The organism is Streptomyces sp. NPDC017676 (genome assembly GCF_044329325.1).
GTDB lineage: Bacteria > Actinomycetota > Actinomycetes > Streptomycetales > Streptomycetaceae > Streptomyces.
Genome location: NZ_JBIRJA010000034.1, coordinates 13,814 through 31,550, shown reverse-complemented (window position 1 = coordinate 31,550; position 17,737 = coordinate 13,814). Strand labels below are relative to the sequence as shown.

The 17,737-nt window shown below is 73.2% G+C and carries 16 protein-coding genes; 4 read left to right on the top strand and 12 right to left on the bottom strand.

All coding sequences use genetic code 11. The annotated features are described in order from the left end of the window. Nucleotides 1-128 precede the first annotated feature (128 nt). Nucleotides 129-626, top strand: a complete 498-nt coding sequence (locus ACH4LD_RS41295; RefSeq protein ID WP_398059322.1) for a hypothetical protein — start codon at nucleotides 129-131, stop codon at nucleotides 624-626. A gap of 277 nt (nucleotides 627-903) precedes the next feature. Here ACH4LD_RS41295 and ACH4LD_RS41290 read toward each other — a convergent pair whose 3' ends face one another. Further along, nucleotides 904-2,154: an AI-2E family transporter gene (locus ACH4LD_RS41290; RefSeq protein ID WP_398059356.1), complete on the bottom strand. Its 1,251-nt coding sequence runs from the start codon at nucleotides 2,152-2,154 to the stop codon at nucleotides 904-906. A 135-nt stretch (nucleotides 2,155-2,289) separates the two neighbouring features. After that, nucleotides 2,290-2,484 (bottom strand): DUF3046 domain-containing protein, encoded by a 195-nt coding sequence (locus ACH4LD_RS41285; RefSeq protein WP_398059324.1) that lies wholly within the window; start codon nucleotides 2,482-2,484, stop codon nucleotides 2,290-2,292. 80 nt (nucleotides 2,485-2,564) lie between these two features. On the opposite strand from ACH4LD_RS41285, the gene ACH4LD_RS41280 reads away from it, so the two are divergent. Next, entirely contained in the window at nucleotides 2,565-3,509 is a 945-nt protein-coding gene (locus tag ACH4LD_RS41280) for a hypothetical protein (RefSeq protein ID WP_398059326.1), read from the top strand. Between the two features lie 117 nt (nucleotides 3,510-3,626). Here ACH4LD_RS41280 and ACH4LD_RS41275 read toward each other — a convergent pair whose 3' ends face one another. Genes ACH4LD_RS41275 through ACH4LD_RS41265 form a run of 3 tightly spaced genes read right to left on the bottom strand, consistent with a single transcriptional unit; the run spans nucleotide 3,627 to nucleotide 5,604 of the window. Next, nucleotides 3,627-3,935: an AzlD domain-containing protein gene (locus ACH4LD_RS41275; protein ID WP_398059328.1), complete on the bottom strand. Its 309-nt coding sequence runs from the start codon at nucleotides 3,933-3,935 to the stop codon at nucleotides 3,627-3,629. Continuing rightward, nucleotides 3,932-4,687: an AzlC family ABC transporter permease gene (locus ACH4LD_RS41270; RefSeq protein WP_398059330.1), complete on the bottom strand. Its 756-nt coding sequence runs from the start codon at nucleotides 4,685-4,687 to the stop codon at nucleotides 3,932-3,934. Before ACH4LD_RS41270 ends, ACH4LD_RS41275 begins: the two co-directional genes overlap by 4 nt. 23 nt (nucleotides 4,688-4,710) lie before the next feature. Then, nucleotides 4,711-5,604, bottom strand: a complete 894-nt coding sequence (locus tag ACH4LD_RS41265; protein WP_398059332.1) for an AraC family transcriptional regulator — start codon at nucleotides 5,602-5,604, stop codon at nucleotides 4,711-4,713. Nucleotides 5,605-6,030: 426 nt separating this feature from the next. Between ACH4LD_RS41265 and ACH4LD_RS41260 the strand changes: the two genes are divergently transcribed. Both ACH4LD_RS41260 and ACH4LD_RS41255 read left to right on the top strand, forming a co-directional pair. Then, nucleotides 6,031-11,088 (top strand): ATP-dependent helicase, encoded by a 5,058-nt coding sequence (locus ACH4LD_RS41260; RefSeq protein WP_398059334.1) that lies wholly within the window; start codon nucleotides 6,031-6,033, stop codon nucleotides 11,086-11,088. Between the two features lie 154 nt (nucleotides 11,089-11,242). Further along, nucleotides 11,243-12,088 (top strand): DNA-formamidopyrimidine glycosylase family protein, encoded by an 846-nt coding sequence (locus ACH4LD_RS41255; protein ID WP_398059336.1) that lies wholly within the window; start codon nucleotides 11,243-11,245, stop codon nucleotides 12,086-12,088. 23 nt (nucleotides 12,089-12,111) lie between these two features. On the opposite strand, the gene ACH4LD_RS41250 is transcribed toward ACH4LD_RS41255, so the two are convergent. From ACH4LD_RS41250 to ACH4LD_RS41220, 7 genes are all read right to left on the bottom strand, one after another. Beyond that, complete coding sequence (locus tag ACH4LD_RS41250; protein ID WP_398059338.1) at nucleotides 12,112-12,390, bottom strand: hypothetical protein; 279 nt, start codon at nucleotides 12,388-12,390, stop codon at nucleotides 12,112-12,114. Nucleotides 12,391-12,746: 356 nt separating this feature from the next. Next, nucleotides 12,747-13,217, bottom strand: coding sequence for a Dps family protein (locus ACH4LD_RS41245; RefSeq protein ID WP_398059340.1), 471 nt, complete (start codon nucleotides 13,215-13,217; stop codon nucleotides 12,747-12,749). Between the two features lie 280 nt (nucleotides 13,218-13,497). Then, the gene (locus ACH4LD_RS41240; RefSeq protein ID WP_014675397.1) at nucleotides 13,498-13,872 is read right to left on the bottom strand and encodes a helix-turn-helix domain-containing protein; all 375 of its coding nucleotides are present in this window, start codon (nucleotides 13,870-13,872) and stop codon (nucleotides 13,498-13,500) included. Between the two features lie 109 nt (nucleotides 13,873-13,981). Next, complete coding sequence (locus ACH4LD_RS41235) at nucleotides 13,982-14,527, bottom strand: CinA family protein (RefSeq protein WP_398059342.1); 546 nt, start codon at nucleotides 14,525-14,527, stop codon at nucleotides 13,982-13,984. Beyond that, nucleotides 14,524-15,294 (bottom strand): CDP-diacylglycerol--glycerol-3-phosphate 3-phosphatidyltransferase, encoded by a 771-nt coding sequence (pgsA, locus tag ACH4LD_RS41230; RefSeq protein WP_398059344.1) that lies wholly within the window; start codon nucleotides 15,292-15,294, stop codon nucleotides 14,524-14,526. The genes ACH4LD_RS41235 and pgsA overlap by 4 nt, the downstream gene beginning before the upstream one ends. Next, on the bottom strand, nucleotides 15,291-16,763 hold the full coding sequence (rimO, locus tag ACH4LD_RS41225; RefSeq protein WP_103817566.1) for a 30S ribosomal protein S12 methylthiotransferase RimO: 1,473 nt from the start codon (nucleotides 16,761-16,763) through the stop codon (nucleotides 15,291-15,293). Before rimO ends, pgsA begins: the two co-directional genes overlap by 4 nt. Before the next feature lie 95 nt (nucleotides 16,764-16,858). Further along, nucleotides 16,859-17,704, bottom strand: a complete 846-nt coding sequence (locus tag ACH4LD_RS41220) for a helix-turn-helix domain-containing protein (protein WP_398059346.1) — start codon at nucleotides 17,702-17,704, stop codon at nucleotides 16,859-16,861. Nucleotides 17,705-17,737: the final 33 nt, after the last annotated feature.

Below are 17,737 nucleotides of genomic sequence, written 5' to 3'. Positions count from 1 at the left end.
GAGCCTCCATAAGAATGGATGTTCGATTTTTGTGTCAAGCGCGCCACCCGGCACGGGCCGGGGCTTGCCGTGGGGCGGGCCCCGGCTCCCGCAGGGCAGGGGCCGGGGCCTGCGTAAGGTGGGCGGAGATGAACGACGACGACCGGACGTCGGCGCTGCTCCACGCCCTGGACAGGCTGCCCGCACCCCATCACCTGGAGCACCCCGACGGCTTCGACCACGCCGGGGCCCGCCTCCGGGCGGCGAGGCTGCGGGACCGGCTCACCCAGGACTTCGGCCGGCCCTGCCGGCTCGACGAGGACATCCAGGACGCGAGCTTCTCCTTCTCCGTGGACATCCCGGCCGAGGCGACCGGGGCCGGGTTCCTCATCGCCGTACGGCTGAGCAACTACGGCGATCTGGCGGCGGTCACCACGCCGGCGCCCGGCAGCCACGACGACCTGGACGACGCCGTGCGCGACGGAGCGCTGTCGGAAGCGGACCGCGACCGGGTCACGGCCGCCCTGTCCGACCTGGGCTACCGGCTGGTCGCCGCTCGGCTGCTCCACCGTCCGTACGACGGCGTGACCTGGCTCGTCGACGAGGGCCACGCGACCTGGTGGACCCGGTTCTTCGACCACCTGTGACACGGTCGGGCCACCTGTGACACGGTCCGGCCTGCTCCCGGTGGCGTGCCACAGGTGTCTCCGGCCGGACGAAGTCCGCGCGGGCCGCGCCGGGAAGCCGCGGGCCCATGAAGAACCCGCGTGCCGCCGCCGGCCGCCTGTGCCACGTGACGGGGCCGCTCCTCGTGCTGCTGGTCCTCACCGCCTACTGCGTGGTGGAGGTGAGCGGCATCACCCTTCAGGCAGGGCGCCGGGTGCCCTCGGACCTGGTGAGGCGGCGCGGTCGCGTGCGGGCGGGCTACGGCCGCTGCGCCCCGCCCGAGCGGCGGCCGGCCCAGAGCCGGCGCACGCGCGTGAGCATCCCGGGGCCGCCCGGGCCGCTGCCGCGGCGCCCGTGCACCCGGGGGTCGTCCGTGACGGCGTACCGCTTCACGTACGCCCCGAGGAACGCCTGGAGCGTGGCCACCGCCGGGATGGCGATCAGTGCGCCGACCGCGCCCAGCAGCGCGGTGCCCGCTACGACCGAGCCGAAGGCCACCGCCGGGTGGATGTCGACCGTCCTGGCGGTCAGCTTGGGCTGGAGCATGTAGTTCTCGAACTGCTGGTAGATCACGACGAAGATCAGCACCCAGAGCGCGTACCAGGGGTTGACGGTGAACGCGATCAGCATCGGCAGCGCGCCCGCGAGGTACGTGCCGATGGTGGGGATGAACTGCGAGACCAGGCCCACCCAGACGCCGAGCACGGGCGCGTACGGCACGCCGAGCGCCTCCAGCAGGATGTAGTGGGCGATGCCGGAGATGAGCGCCATGAGGCCGCGCGAGTACAGATAGCCGCCCGTCTTGTCGACGGCGATCTCCCAGGCCCGCAGCACCTCGGCCTGGCGTGCGGGCGGCAGGACGGAGCACAGGGCACGGCGCAGCCGGGGGCCGTCGGCGGCGAAGTAGAAGGAGAACAGCGCGATCGTCAGCAGCTGGAAGAGCCCGCCGAGCACCTGGGCGGAGACGTCCAGGACTCCTGCCGCGCTGTTCTGCACGTACTTGCGCAGCCAGTCGGAGTGGAGCAGGCCCTCCTGGATGTCCACCCGTCTGAGGTCGGTGCGGAAGGTCTGGTTGATCCAGTGGATGAGCGAGTCGAGGTAGCCCGGGAAGCCCTCGATCATCTTGATGATCTGGCCGGCCAGCATGGACCCGAGCAGGGTGACGAACCCGGCGGCGAAGACGGTCAACCCCAGGAAGACCAGGAAGGTGGCGAGCCCCCTGCGCATGCCACGGGCCGCCATCCGGCTCACCGCGGGCTCGATCGCCAGGGCGAGGAAGAACGCGATCAATATGTTGATCAGGAGTCCGGTCAGCTGGTGGAAGGCCCAGCTGCCGAGCTGGAACGCCGCGATCAGCGCGAGCGCGAGCACCATGGCGCGCGGCAGCCAGCGCGGCATCCGGACGGCCGGAGCGACGGCGCCGGAGGCCGGGGGCCGGCCGGGCGGGGTCGTAGCGGCCGGTGCTGCGTGCCCGGGGGACGGCTCGCCGTCCTCGGGAGTGGATGCCAGGGGGTCCTCGTTGGGTGCCACGCGCCCAGTCTCGCCCACGCCACCGACAACCGGCGCCCCGCGGCGATCTTCGTGACAGATCAGTGCCGTACTGTCGACTTCTTCACCGGCAAACCCGGCATTTCGGCCGACGCCTCAGCGCTTCTCACCAGGCACGTCCATCACCGTGCACACCACGCGCCACACGTCCTTCGCCTCCCAGCCGGCGTCCAGAGCCTGGTTCACCGTGCGTCCGCCCAGTTCCGACATCACGTGATCGCGCGCGAAGGTGTCGGCGTACCCCGGACCGAAGTGTTCCGCCATCCGCTGCCAGAAGACCGTCAACCGCATGACTCCAGTATCCCGCCCCTGGGGGTGGGCCCTGCCCGGGAGCGCCTGCCGAGACCGCTTTCCGTCCTACGGTCTGACGCATGGCCGAAACAGGAGCTTCCCCACTCCCCTCCACGCCCCCGGCGCGCTCCCCGCTCTTCCGCGCCGAACAGTTCGTGTGGCTCACCGCGCGCGTGCTGGAGCAGCACCTCTTCGCGTACCACTTCCTGCGCGGCAGCCCGGAGGCGGTGGAAGCGGCACTGGACGCCTACCGCAACGAGGACGGGGGTTACGGACACGCGCTGGAGCCCGATCTGCGCGGACCGATCAGCCAGCCCCTGCACACGGCGCACGCCCTGCGCGTGCTGGACGCCATCGGGCGCTGCGGCGGCCAGCGGGTGGAGCGTGTCTGCCGCTACCTGACCTCCGTGTCCACCCCGGACGGCGCCCTGCCGGCGATCCACCCCGGTCAGCGCGGCTATCCGACGGCGCCGTTCGTCCCGGTCGTCGACGATCCGCCCAGCGACCTGCTGGCCACCGGGCCGGTGGTCGGGCTGCTGCACCGCAACGAGGTGTGGCACGCCTGGCTGTTCCGGGCCACCGACTTCTGCTGGCAGGCGGTGGAGTCCCTGGAGAAGTCCCACCCCTACGAGGTGCAGGCCGCCGTGACCTTCCTGGACTCCGCTCCCGACCGCCCGCGCGCGGAGGCCGCCGCCGACCGGCTGGGCCGCCTGGTGCGGGAGCAGCGGCTCGCGGCTCTGGACCCGGAGCGGCTCGACGCGTTCCCGGTCGCGTCCGGCTATGCCCCGGGCGAGCACCACTTCCCGCACGACTTCGCCCGGACTCCGGAGTCGCTCGCGCGCGCGTGGTTCACGGACGACGAGATGACGCGCTCGCTGGACCACCTGGCAGCCGGGCAGGAGGAGGACGGCGGCTGGCCGGTCCGGTGGCGCCGGTGGGCCCCCGCGCCCGCCCTGGAGGCGCGCTCCCTGGTGACGATCGAAGCCCTGCGCACCCTGCGGGCCTACGGGCGTTTCGTGGGCTGACCGGTCACTGACCGGTCCTGTCCACGGCCCAGGTCCGCCCGTCACGGGGCCCGCTCGGCCACCGACGGCCTTCTCACGCGCCGCCCGCCCCCCGCTGCCCCGGGCCGACCTTGCGTCTCACCCGCCGACGGCCCGTATCCCCGCCGTGACCACCACGGCCGCCGCGACGACCAGCAGGAACGGTGCGCGCAGCAGGAGTGCGACGGCCGCCGCGCCGAGCCCGGCGGCCCGGGCGTCCAGCGCCAGCGCGTGCCCGTCGCCGAACGTCTGCTGGGCCGTGAGAGCGGCGAGCAGGGCGACCGGCAGGAGGGCGGCGAGCCGTCGCACGTACGGCCGCTCGACGGCGTGCGCCGGGACCAGCAGGCCGGCGAGCTTGACGGCGTAGCAGCCGAGGGCGGTCACGCCGATCGCGATCCAGGTGTTCACCGGTTCTCCTCCGAGACGTCCAGAGCTTCCCGTCGGGTACGGCCCCCGCGCCGGCCTTCGACGAAGAGCGCCAGCGGAGCCGCCAGTGCCGCCACCAGCACCGGCACGCCGGCCGGCAGGACGGGCAGCAGACCGAGGCCCAGCAGGACGGCGAGGCCCGCGACCGCGCGCTCGGTGGCCGTCCTCAGCATCGGGGCGAGCAACGCCAGGAACACGGCCGGTCCCGCCGCGTCCAGGCCCCACGCGCGCGTGTCGCCGATCGCCCGGGCACCCAGGGCGCCGAGCAGCGTGGTCAGGTTCCACAGCACGTACAGGCTGAGCCCGGTGACGGTGAAGCCGAGCCGCGCGGCCCGCCGGGTCGGCTGGGCCAGGGTCACCGCCGTGGTCTCGTCGATCACCCACTGCGCCGCGAACGGCCGTACCGCGCGCGGGAGGGCGAGAAGCTGGGAGAGCCGCAGTCCGTAGAAGGCGTTGCGCACGCCCAGGAAGAGGGCGCCCGCGGCGGCCGTGAACGGGTTGCCGCCGGCGACGAGCGCCCCGACCAGCGCGAACTGGGAGGCGCCGGTGAACACCAGGAGGCTGAGCGCGCAGGTCTGGAGCAGCCCGAGTCCGCTGCCGGCCGAGGTCACTCCGAAGGCGAAGCCGGACAGGCCCACGGCGACGCCGACCCCGAGGGCGTCCCGTACGACGGCCGCGTCCGGCTTGTCCGCGCCGTCGGCGGTCTGGTTCGTGAGTGCTATGTGCTGTGCCACGCCCCGGACGGTACGGGCGGCCGTCAGCCCGCGTCTTGTACGTTCTTGCGCTCTCCCGGCCCGGTGCGCTCCCCCAGCTCCGTGCGCTCCCCCAGGCCGGCGCGCTCGCGCTGGTACGCGCCCGGGGGCACGCCGACGATCCGGGTGAAGTGCCGGTTGAGGTGGGGCTGGTCCGTGAAACCGACGGCGACGGCCGCCTCGACGGGGGGCGTCCCCGCGTCCAGCAGCAGCCGCGCGCGGCGCACACGGGCGTCGGTCAGCCAGGTGTGCGGCGGCATGCCGTAGGTGCTACGGAACGCCCGCAGCAGGGCGAACGAGCTGGTCCCGAGGTCGGTGGCCAGCTGTTCCAGGGTCGGCGGCTCGGCCATCCGCTCCTCCAGCACCGCACGCGCGCGTGCGGCGATCCGCGCGCCGGCCGTCCGGAGCCGCCGCTGGGGCAGGGAGCCGCCGTTCAGCCGCAGCAGCCTGGTCACGGCGACCCGCAGGAGCGTGTCGGCGGCCAGCGCGTTGCCCTCATCGGTGGCGCGCAGCACCTGGTGGACCAGGCGGGCGGCGTACGGGTCGTCGAGGACGGGACTGACGAAGCCCGGCGTGCCCCGGAGGGTCGTGGTCTCGGCCGCGATCGCGGCGACGACGTCCGGCGACGGGTACAGGGCGCCGTACCGCCAGCCCTCGGGGACCCCGGCCCGGCCGGTGTGCGGCGTGTCCGGGTTGACGAGGGCGAGCGCTCCCGCACCGGCGGAGACGTCGGAGCCGCGGTGGTGGAAGACCTCGACGCCGTCGGCGATGGCCGCGATCACGAAGTTTTCGTGGGTGTGCCGGATGAAGGTCTTACGTATGTACCGGGCCCGAAGCAGGTCGACCCCGGGCAGCTCCGCGTACCGCCAGTGCCGTGCCCGCTCCCCTGAACCCGCCATGGACCCATTGTCCGCCCCACCCACCAGCCCGCCGACTCCACCGCTCCGGGTCGGCTCCGTACGCCCCAGCACCACTCCGCACGCCCCGCCAGCTCCACCCGTCCGAGCCCCACTCCGTACCCCTCGCCCCGGCTCCGTACGCCCCAGCCCCACTCCGCACGCCCCGCCCCGCCCCGCTCCACCGACTGCGCAGGGCCCGGCCGACCCCGGGCCCCACCGCACGCTCGGTTCGGCCACAGTCACAACCGACCATCGCGCCCGAGTCGCCCCGCTGCCCCGCCCGATCCCGAACGCCCACAGCCCCCGCGGCCCCCTCACCGTCCGCGCAACCGGCCCACACCCCTCGGCGCCTCACCTCACCGCCCCGTACGTGCCCCGTTTGCCCAGGTCAGGGCGATTGTCAGTGGGTGGGTGCAGGATGGACGCATGGTCAGCTCCGCACACCGAGCCCTCAACGGCTTCTCCCCCGCGACCCGCGGCTGGTTCACGGGGGCCTTCTCCGCGCCCACCGCGGCCCAGGCGGGCGCGTGGCAGGCCATCCGGGAGGGCTCGGACGTGCTGGTGGTCGCCCCGACCGGCTCCGGCAAGACGCTGGCCGCGTTCCTCGCGGCCCTGGACCAACTGGCCTCGACCCCGCCCCCGGCCGATCCCAGGAAGCGCTGCCGGGTGCTGTACGTGTCCCCGTTGAAAGCCCTGGCGGTCGACGTCGAGCGCAATCTGCGCAGCCCGCTGACCGGTATCCGCCAGGAGTCCGTGCGGCTGGGCCTGCCCGAGCCCGAGGTCAGGGTCGGCATCCGCTCCGGCGACACCCCGGCCGCCGAGCGCCGCGCCCTGTCCACACGCCCGCCGGACATCCTGATCACCACCCCCGAGTCGCTGTTCCTGATGCTGACGTCGGCCACGCGCGACGCGCTCACGGGCGTGGAGACGGTGATCCTGGACGAGGTGCACGCGGTCGCGGGCACCAAGCGCGGCGCGCACCTCGCGCTCTCCCTGGAGCGGCTGGACGAGCTGCTGCCCAAGCCCGCCCGCCGGATCGGCCTGTCGGCGACCGTGCGTCCGGTGGACGAGGTGGCCCGTTATCTGTCCCCGCGCCGCAAGGTGGAGATCGTCCAGCCCGAGTCGGGCAAGGAGTTCGACCTCTCCGTGGTCGTCCCGGTCGAGGACATGGGCGAGCTGGCGGGCGCCCCGGCCGCCGACGCCTCCGAGGGCGGGGAGCGGCCGTCGATCTGGCCGCACGTGGAGGAGCGGATCGCCGACCTGGTGCAGGCCCACCGGTCCACGATCGTCTTCGCCAACTCCCGCCGTCTGGCGGAGCGGTTGTGCAACCGGCTCAACGAGATCGCGTACGAGCGCGCCACCGGCGAGACCCTGGAGGAGCACCACTCCCCCGCCCAATTGATGGGCGGCTCCGGCGCGGCCCAGGGCGCGCCGCCGGTGATCGCCCGCGCGCACCACGGCTCGGTCTCCAAGGAGCAGCGCGCCCTCGTAGAGGAGGACCTCAAGGCCGGGCGGCTGCCCGCGGTGGTGGCCACCTCCAGCCTAGAACTCGGCATCGACATGGGCGCCGTGGACCTGGTGGTGCAGGTCGAGTCCCCGCCGTCGGTCGCCTCCGGTCTGCAGCGGGTGGGCCGCGCGGGACACCAGGTCGGCGCCGTCTCCACCGGTGTCGTCTTCCCGAAGTACCGGGGCGACCTGGTCCAGGCCGCCGTGGTCACCGAGCGGATGCGCACGGGCGCGATCGAGTCGCTGAAGGTGCCCGCGAACCCGCTGGACGTGCTCGCGCAGCAGCTGGTCGCCATGACGGCGCTGGACACCTGGCAGTTCGACGACCTGCTCACCGTGGTCCGCCGGGCGGCCCCGTTCGCCTCGCTGCCCGAGTCGGCGTTCACGGCGACGCTGGACATGCTGGCGGGCCGCTATCCGTCGGACGCGTTCGCGGAGCTGCGCCCGCGCGTGGTGTGGGACCGCGTCACCGGGGACATCACCGGTCGCCCGGGCGCCCAGCGCCTCGCCGTCACCTCCGGCGGCACGATCCCGGACCGCGGCCTGTTCGGCGTCTTCCTCGCCGGTTCCGATCCCAAGAAGGGCGGCGGCCGGGTCGGCGAGCTGGACGAGGAGATGGTCTACGAGTCCCGGGTGGGGGACGTCTTCACGCTGGGCACGAGTTCCTGGCGGATCGAGGACATCACGCGCGACCGGGTCCTCGTCTCGCCCGCGCCGGGCGTGCCGGGCCGGCTGCCCTTCTGGAAGGGCGACCAGCTGGGCCGGCCGCTGGAGCTGGGCCGCGCGGTGGGCGCGTTCCTGCGCGAGGTCGGCTCGCTGGCCAAGGACGACGCCCGGCTGCGGCTGCTGTCGGCGGGCCTGGACGCGTGGGCGGCGGACAACGTGCTGTCGTACCTGGACGAGCAGCGCGAGGCCTGCGGCCACATCCCGGACGACCGCACGATCGTCGTGGAGCGGTTCCGTGACGAGCTGGGCGACTGGCGGGTCGTCGTCCACTCGCCGTTCGGCGCCCAGGTCCACGCCCCCTGGGCCCTCGCCCTCGGCGCCCGCCTGTCCGAGCGGTACGGCATGGACGCGCAGGTCATGCACGCCGACGACGGCATCGTGCTACGCCTGCCCGACGCCGACCTGATGGGCCTGGACCTGCTGGACCAGGAGCCCGTGAAGGCCGGCACCGAGTACGACAGCGACCAGGCCCCGGTCGGCGCGGCCGACGTCGCCTTCGACAAGGGCGAGGTCAACCAGATCGTCACCGACCAGGTCGGCGGCTCGGCGCTGTTCGCCTCCAGGTTCCGCGAATGCGCAGCCCGCGCCCTGCTGCTGCCGCGCCGCAATCCCGGCAAGCGCACCCCGCTGTGGCAGCAGCGCCAGCGGGCGGCGCAGCTGCTCCAGGTGGCGAGCGAGTTCGGCTCCTTCCCGATCGTCCTGGAGGCGATCCGCGAATGCCTCCAGGACGTCTTCGACGTGCCCGGGCTGGTCGAGCTGATGGGCGACATCGAGTCCCGCAAGGTGCGCCTGGTCGAGGTCACCACCCCGGAGCCGTCCCCGTTCGCCCGCTCCCTGCTGTTCGGGTATGTCGCCCAGTTCCTGTACGAGGGCGACTCCCCCCTGGCCGAGCGGCGCGCCGCCGCGCTGTCGCTGGACTCCCGGCTGCTGGCCGAGCTGCTGGGCCAGGCGGAGCTGCGCGAACTGCTCGACGCCGAGGTGCTGACCGAGCTGGAGCGCGAGCTCCAGTGGCTCACCGAGGACCGCCGGGTCAAGGACGTCGAGGGCGTCGCCGACGTGCTCCGGCTGCTCGGCCCGCTGACCGACGTGGAACTGGTCGCGCGCGGCGCGGACCCGCAGTGGGCTCGGGAGCTGGCCGGGGCCCGCCGGGCGATCAAGGTGCGGATCGCGGGCGCCGAGCACTGGGCGGCCGTCGAGGACGCGGGCAGGTTGCGCGACGCGCTCGGCACAGCGCTGCCGGTCGGTGTCCCCGAGGCGTTCACCGAGCCGGTCAAGGACCCCCTGGGCGACCTCCTCGCGCGCTACGCCCGTACCCACGGCCCGTTCACCTCGGCCACCGCGGCGGCCCGGTTCGGCCTGGGGGTGGCGGTCACCGAGGGCGCGCTGCAGCGGCTGGCCGCGGCGGGCCGGATCGTGCAGGGCGAGTTCCACCCGGCGGGCATCGGTCAGGAGTGGTGCGACGCGGCCGTGCTGCGCCGGCTGCGTCGCCGTTCCCTCGCGGCCCTGCGGCATGAGCTGGAGCCCGTGCCGCCCGCCGCGCTGGCCCAGTTCCTGCCACAGTGGCAGCACATCGGCAAGGGCCATGGTCTGCGGGGCATCGACGGACTGGTGCGGGCCGTCGAGCAGTTGCAGGGTGCCTCCGTGCCGGCCTCCGCGCTGGAGAAGCTGGTCCTGCCCTCCCGCGTGGCGAACTACACGCCCTCGATGCTGGACGAGCTGACCGCCGCGGGCGAGGTGGTGTGGGCCGGGGCGGGCGCTCTGCCCGGCAAGGACGGCTGGGTCTCCCTCTACCTCGCGGACGCGGCCCCGGTGCTGCTCCCGGCACCGCACCCGCTGGAGCTGACCGCGCTCCACCAGTCGGTTCTCGACGCCCTCTCCGGTGGCTACGGCCTGTTCTTCCGGCAGATAGCCGACCAGGTCCGCGCCACCACGCACCCCGACGTCACCGATCCGCAGCTGGCCGACGCGCTGTGGGACCTGGCCTGGTCGGGCCGGCTCACCAACGACACCCTGGCGCCGATGCGCTCCCTGCTGGGCTCGGGTCGTACGGCCGGCTCGACCGCCCATCGTGCCAAGCGTGCCGTCCCGCGCGGGCGCTACGGCTCCCCGACCGCCGCCGCGCGCACCGCCTCCCGCTCCGGCCCGCCGACGGTCGCCGGCCGCTGGTCACTGCTGCCCGCCGCCGAGCCGGACGCCACCGTGCGCGCGCACGCGCTGGCCCGCACACTCCTGGACCGGCACGGTGTGGTCACCCGGGGCGCGGTCGCCGCCGAGGGCGTCGAGGGTGGCTTCTCAGCGGTGTACCGGGTGCTGTCGGCGTTCGAGGAGAGCGGTCAGGCCCGGCGCGGTTACGTGGTCGAGGGACTGGGCGCGGCCCAGTTCGCCATGGACGGCGCGGTGGACCGCCTCCGCGCGGTGGCGAACGCCCGCGAGCGGGCGGAGGGCCTGCCGTCCCCTGCCCACCCACCGGGCTCCGGCTTCCCTGGTGGTGCGGACGGCTTCGGCTCCCCGGGTGCCGTGAACGGCTTCGCGGGGCCGGACTTCCCGAACCCGTTCGACGGTCCCGACGGTCCTTCAGCCGCCACCGGCACCCCGCACGGCCATACGCCCCCCGGTGCCTTCGACGGAGCCGAGGGCGGTTTGGGCCACCCCGGCCTGGACGGCGACTTCACCTGGCCCCCGGAGGACCCGTCCGGCGGCGACGGCGGCCCCACGGCAGCCCGCGACCTCGCCGACCCGTTCGCCTCCCCCGGCTACGGCGGCCCCCGCGGCGGCGGCCCCACCCACTACGGCTCGACCGCCTACGGCGCGGCCCCGTACCGCGGCTACGGCACCGGTCGCTCGGGCACCGCCACGCCCGATCCCCGCGCCGTGGTCCTCGCCGCGGCCGACCCCGCGAACGCCTACGGCTCCGCGCTGCCCTGGCCGGAACCGCCGACCGGAGCCGGGCACAAGCCGGGCCGCAAGGCGGGGTCGCTGGTCGTCCTGGTGGAGGGCGAGCTGACGCTGTACATGGAGCGCGGCGGCAAGACGCTGCTGGCCTGGCCGAGCGCCTCCGACACGGCCGCGACGGACGACCCCCGTCTGCGCACGGCCGCCGAGGCGCTGGCCGGGGCAGCCCGCGCTGGCTCGCTCGGCACGGTCACGGTCGAACGGATCAACGGCACCCAGGCCCTGACCTCCCCCATCGGCACCCTCCTGGAGGCGGCGGGATTCGTGGCGACACCGCGCGGCCTGCGCCTGAGAGCGTGAGATCCAGTAGGCCGGGCGGCGAGGACCGGCGCCGACACGGGGCCGGTCCTGATCCCGTGGCCCCGCACTCCCGCCGACCCGCACTCCCGCCGACCCGAACCCCCATCAGCCCGCGCCGCCACCCCCTCTCACCCCACCATGGCACCCTTGACCCATGCCCGAAGGTGACACGGTCTGGCAGGCTGCGCGGCGGCTGCATGAGGCCCTCGCGGGCAAGGCGCTGACCCGCAGCGACTTCCGCGTGCCGAAGTACGCGACGGTCGACCTGTCCGGCCGCGGGGTGCTGAACACCATCCCGCGCGGCAAGCACATCCTCACCCGGTTCGAAGGCGGCCTCACCCTGCACACCCACCTGCGCATGGAGGGCGCGTGGAAGGTGTACGGCACGGGTGAGCGCTGGCGGGGAGGACCGGCGTACCAGATCCGGGCGGTTCTCGGCACCGCCGACCGTACGGCCGTCGGCTACCGGCTACAGGTCCTGGAGCTGCTGCGCACGACCGAGGAGGAACGGGTCGTCGGCCACCTCGGCCCCGACCTCCTCGGCCCCGACTGGGACCCCGAGCGCGCCCTGGCCAACGTCCTCTCGGACCCGGCCCGCGAGCTCGGCGAGGCCCTGCTGGACCAGCGCAACCTGGCCGGCATCGGCAACGTCTACAAGAGCGAGCTGTGCTTCCTCCTCGGCGTGACCCCCTGGCTGCCGGCCGGGGCGCTCCCCGCGGACCTCGCCCGGCAGCTGCCCGCGCTGGCCAAGAGACTGCTGGAGACCAACCGCGACCGCCCGGTCCGGCAGACCACCGGTCTGCACCGGTACGACCTGTTCGTCTACGGCCGCGCACCCCGCCCGTGCCTGCGCTGCCACACCTCCGTGCGGGTGGCCGACCAAGGCGACGGCTCCCAGGAACGCCCCACCTACTGGTGCCCCACCTGCCAGAGAGGCCCGGCGCCCGCCCCGGGCACGCCCCAACGCTGGCGCGACAAGTACCCGCGCCGCACCGGCTGACCGACCGCCCGACCGTCCGGCGTTCATGACGGGTCGGATACTTCGCCCGAACGGGAGCGTGGCGATGCCTTGGTGACGTCCCCCGCCCGCCAGGCGGCCACCCAGCGCCCCGGGTGCACGGCGCCGGTCGCGCGCCCCTTGGGCACACAGTGCACCGGCAGCAGGCTCAGCCCCCAACCGCCGGCGGCGACGGCTCCTTCCAGCACGCCCGAGCCCTCTCCCACGGCGAGCCGGAGCACGGCCCACCACCACATCGCTCCCAGGCCGAGCGCCAGTCCCCAGCGCACTGTCCGTCCCGCCATGCCCGCCATCACCTCCAGCCGGACGCTAGACCGCCGCCCCGACCGCGCGGGAGGCGCACCGAGGGCTCACAGATGCAGCGCCGGGAGGCGCAAGCAGCCCGTCCGGCGTTCACGGCGGGCTTCCCTGAAGGGTGCCGAAGGCGTCCGTGCGGGGCAGGCTCCGACGGGCTTTCCGTACAGGGCTCCGACGGGCTTCCCCATAGGGCCGGCTCCGACGGCTTCCGCGCACGGCCGGCTCCGAAGGCCCCGACGGGCTTCCCCACAAGGCCCCGCCGGACTTCCACGCAAGGCCCCGCCGGGCTCCCGCAAAGGCCCCGACAGGCTTCCCCGCAGGGCTCCGCCCCCGGCCGCACCGCTTACGCGTTCTCCGCCTGGAACATCCAGTGGTGCTTCTCCAGGTCCGCGGTGATCCCGATGAACATGTCCTGGGACACCGGGTCGGGCTGCGCGGTCGCCTCCACCCGCTCCCGCATCCGGCTGATCACCGAGCCCAGCGCGTCCACCATCGTCCCGACCGCGTCCGCGTCCTTGATCCACCCGGCCGGGGTGGTCTTGATGCCGCTGCCGGAGGCCACCGTGCCGACGCGTCCGTCGGGCGGTATGCCCAGCGCCGAGGCACGCTCGGCCACCGCGTCCATATGGGTGCGGGCGGAGTCGACCACCTCGTCCAGCTGGAGGTGGACGGAGCGGAAGCGCGGGCCGACGACGTTCCAGTGGATCTGCTTGGCGACCAGCGAGAGGTCCACGAGATCGACGAGGGCGCTCTGGAGCGCCTCGGACACGGTCTTCAGGTCTCCGTCGGCCAACGGGCTCTTCACGACGTACATCCGCTTCCTCCGGTGGTTCGGGCGCCGTCACGTCCCTCCCACGATGACCGCAGCCCGCAACACCGGCAAACGGGCGCACATCGGGCATAGAGCGCGAAAATGCCCCGACCGGCTTCCCAGGTCTCCCTGGAGAAGCCGGCCGGGGCTCAAGCCGTATCGGACCGCTCGACCCGCACCCGGGTCGCTCCGCCCGCATCCCGGTTACACCACCCGTGTCCGTGTCGCTTCACCGGTAGCGGATCGTCACTCGTCCCGGAGCGTCAGACCGCGTCCGCGAACCTCACGCGGCGACGACGTCCACCGCTTCCGCGGGCGCCTTGATGGTCACCCGTTCCGGTGGCACGCCGGTCACCGACACGGAACCCAGCATCGGCCGGACCGGCGTGGGCACGGGCTCGGTGGCCCGGGCGGACTGGGCCAGTTCGGCGAGCGCCAGCTCGTCGCTCACCTCTCGCATGAGTTCCGACATCCGTACGTCCAGCGCGTCGCAGATGGCGGCGAGCAGTTCGGAGGAAGCCTCCTTCTGCCCCCGCTCCACCTCGGAGAGATAGCCGAGTGAGACTCGGGCGGACGAGGAGACTTCGCGCAGAGTACGGCCCTGGCGTTGGCGCTGCCGACGCAGCACGTCACCCAGCAGGCGACGGAGCAGAATCATCGGTGGCTCCCTCCTCGGACCGCGTAGCCGCATCCTTCTCGCCCCACCGTACCGCCTTGCGCCGCGGCCGTGCGGGGAGCGATGTCGTGTTCACTCAGGGCTGCAAACATCAAAACCCCCCGTTCCGTTCCGTATCCTGTGCCCGCTCATTCCCAGTCTGTTCGCCCGCAAGCTGCTCCAGGAGCACTGCGAGTACGCTCCGTACACTCTCCATACGAATTTCCGCACGGCTGCCGTTCAACCGCAGACCCTCGACTTTTCCGCCACCGGCAGAACCGGGCCGCGCGGTGAGGGGCCCGTCGACGGCCACGAAGACCGTCCCGACGGGCTTGCCGTCCTGCGGATCGGGCCCGGCGACCCCGGTGGTCGCGATGCCCCAGTCGGCGCCCAGTGCCTTGCGGACTCCGGCTGCCATCTGGCCCGCGACCTGCGGATCCACCGCTCCGCACTGGGCCAGCAGGGTGGCGTCGACACCCAGCAGCTCATGCTTCAGTTCGGTTGCGTACGCGGTGATCGAACCCCGGAACACCCGGGACGCGCCGGGTACCCCGGTGATCTCCGCCGCCACCAGGCCACCGGTCAGCGACTCCGCGACGGCAAGGGTCTCTCCCCTCACGGTCAGTAGTCGCACCAGTTCGGTGGCCCGGGAACTCACGCTTCCTTCTCCTCCAACGCTGCCGCGCGCTCGGCGATTCCCCGCCGGCGCAGCACAATGGCTTGTCTTATGTAGTCGAGGCCCGTGACGACGGTGAGGACGACCGCCGCGGCCATCACCCAGAAGCGCAGGCTGGCGAGCCACCCGGTCAGGGCCAGGACGTACATGCCGACGGCCACGCCCTGGGTGAGCGTCTTCAGCTTGCCGCCCCGGCTGGCGGGGATCACACCGTAGCGAATGACCAGAAAACGCAGCAGGGTGATGCCGAGTTCCCGGCCGAGGATGACGCCCGTCACCCACCACGGCAGATCACCGAGGGCGGACAGACAGATGAGCGCCGCACCCATGATCGCCTTGTCGGCGATGGGGTCGGCGATCTTCCCGAAGTCGGTGACCAGGTTGTAGGTGCGCGCCAGATGCCCGTCGAACAGGTCGGTGATCATGGCGATGGCGAAGGCCGCCCAGGCCAGGGAGCGCCAGGCCGGGTCGTAGCCGCCGTCGGCGAGCATCAGTGCCACGAAGCCGGGCACCAGGACCAGCCGGAGCATCGTCAGCAGATTGGCGACGTTCCAGACGCTCGCCTGGTTGACGGCCGCGGCCGCGATCTTCGCGCCGCGCGGCGACTTGCCGCCCTCGGGAGCCGTGGCCGGACCCGAAGCAGAACCGGAGACCTCGGACGGAGTTCCGCCGTCGGCAGCGGCGGCGGAACTCCGGGCGCCCTGCGCGCCGGAGGAGCCGCCCGCGGCGGATGCCGGGACTCCGGTCATCTGCCCGCCTCCTCACTACACGCGAGCGAGCCGGTCAGCGGCTCGGCCACCAGGTCGACACCTTCGGTACCGACCACCTTCGCCTCGACCATACGTCCGACGCTCAGACCCGCGCCGCTCGTGAGGAGCACCTGGCCGTCGGTCTCCGGCGCCTGGTGCGCGCCGCGGCCGTGGACGCCCTCCTCCTCGTCCACGGACTCCACCAGGACCTGGACGGTCTCGCCGACGCGTTCCTCGGCGCGCTGCGAGACGAGTTCCTCGGCGAGCCGGGAGATGTGGGCCAGGCGCTCGGCGACGACGTCCTCGTCCAGCTTGTTGTCGTACGTCGCCGCTTCCGTGCCCTCCTCGTCCGAGTAGCCGAAGACACCGATGGCGTCCAGCCGGGCGCCGTTCAGGAAGCGCTCCAGTTCGGCGAGGTCGGACTCGGACTCGCCGGGGAAGCCGACGATGAAGTTGGAACGCACACCGGCCTCGGGGGCCTTGCTCCGGATGGTGTCGAGCAGTTCCAGGAAGCGGTCGGTGTCGCCGAAGCGGCGCATGGCGCGCAGCACGTCGGGCGCGGAGTGCTGGAAGGACAGGTCGAAGTACGGGGCGACCTTCGGCGTGGAGGTCAGGACGTCGATGAGTCCGGGGCGCATCTCGGCCGGCTGGAGGTAGCTCACCCGGACCCGCTCGATGCCGTCGACCTCGGCCAGCTCCGGCAGCAGGGACTCCAGCAGGCGGATGTCGCCGAGGTCCTTGCCGTAGGAGGTGTTGTTCTCGGAGACCAGCATGATCTCCTTCACGCCCTGCTCGGCCAGCCAGCGGGTCTCGTTCAGGACGTCGCTGGGGCGGCGGGAGATGAAGGAGCCGCGGAAGGAGGGGATGGCGCAGAAGGAGCAGCGCCGGTCGCAGCCCGAGGCGAGCTTGACCGAGGCGACCGGGGAGCCGTCGAGACGGCGGCGCAGCGGCGCACGGGGGCCCGAGGCGGGCGCGACGCCCTCCGGGAGGTCGGCCGGGCCGTGCCCGGGCAGTGCGACGGACGCTGCCGACTGCTGGCGCTCTGCGGGGCTGATCGGCAGCAGCTTGCGCCGGTCGCGGGGGGTGTGGGCGGCGTGGATGCCGCCGGACAGGATGGTCTGCAGGCGGTCGGAGATGTTCGTGTAGTCGTCGAAGCCGAGGACACCGTCGGCCTCGGGCAGCGCCTCGGCCAGTTCCTTGCCGTACCGCTCGGCCATGCAGCCCACCGCCACGACGGCCTGGGTTCTGCCATGGCTCTTGAGGTCATTGGCCTCCAGCAGCGCGTCGACGGAGTCCTTCTTGGCGGCCTCCACGAAGCCACAGGTGTTGACCACGGCGACGTCGGCGTCCGCGGCGTCCTCGACGAGCTGCCAGCCGTCCGCCTCCAAACGGCCTGCGAGCTCCTCGGAATCCACCTCGTTACGAGCGCAGCCGAGAGTGACGAGTGCGACGGTACGGCGTTCAGGCATGGGCTCAAGACTACTTTGTCTCACTGACGGCCCACGTCGACGGGGTTGGCCGATCGCGGCCGACTCCGTCACACGTCCGTCCCGCGGGCCCGTCGTCAGCCCGCGACCGGGTCGCCCTTCGTGTAGGTGAGGCGCTCCACCGCGCCGGGCCGGAAGGTGTCCTCGATCTTCTTGCCGTTGACGTACAGCTCGATCGCCCCGGCGTCGCCGAGGATCAGGTTGATCTTGGAGCTGTCCTGGAAGGTCTTGGACTCGCCCTTCTTCAGCAGCCCGTCGTAGAGCATCCGGCCGTTGTGGTCCTTGGCCGAGATCCAGCTGCGTCCGTTGGGCGCGCTGACCTGGACGGTGACCTTGTCCTGGGGCGCGGCGGCGATGGCGCTGTCGGAGGGCTCGCCGGTCGGTGCGACGGGCTTCTCCTCCTTCTTCGGCGTCGGCGAGGCGGACTTGCCGGGCGTACTGGTCTGACCCTCGGCGACCTGCGACTTCGCGTCACCGGAGGCTCCGCCGCCCTTGAACGCGGTGAACCCGACGAACCCGATCACGACGACGATCGCGGCGACCATCGCGGCGGTCCAGTTCGGGCCGCGCCGCTCGGGCCGGATCCGCTCCGCCTCGAACAGGGGTGCGGCGGGGGTGGGCGCGGGCCGGCCGCCGTGCTCGGCGTCGTACTGGGCGATCAGCGGCTCGGGATCGAGGTGGACGGCCTTGGCCAGCGTGCGGATGTGCCCACGGGCGTAGACATCGCCGCCACAGGGCGCGAAGTCGTCCGCCTCGATGGCGCGCACGATGGCGATACGGACACGAGTGGCACTGCTGACGTCGTCCACGGTGAGCCCGGCCGCGATCCGCGCCTGCTGCAGCGCGCGGCCCACGGAGGGTCGGGCTTCCTGGGACTCGTCTCGGAACGGACGCTCGTCTTCAGGGGAGTTGCCGATGGACACGGGGGCGCCTTTCGAGCGTGTAGCCACCTGTGC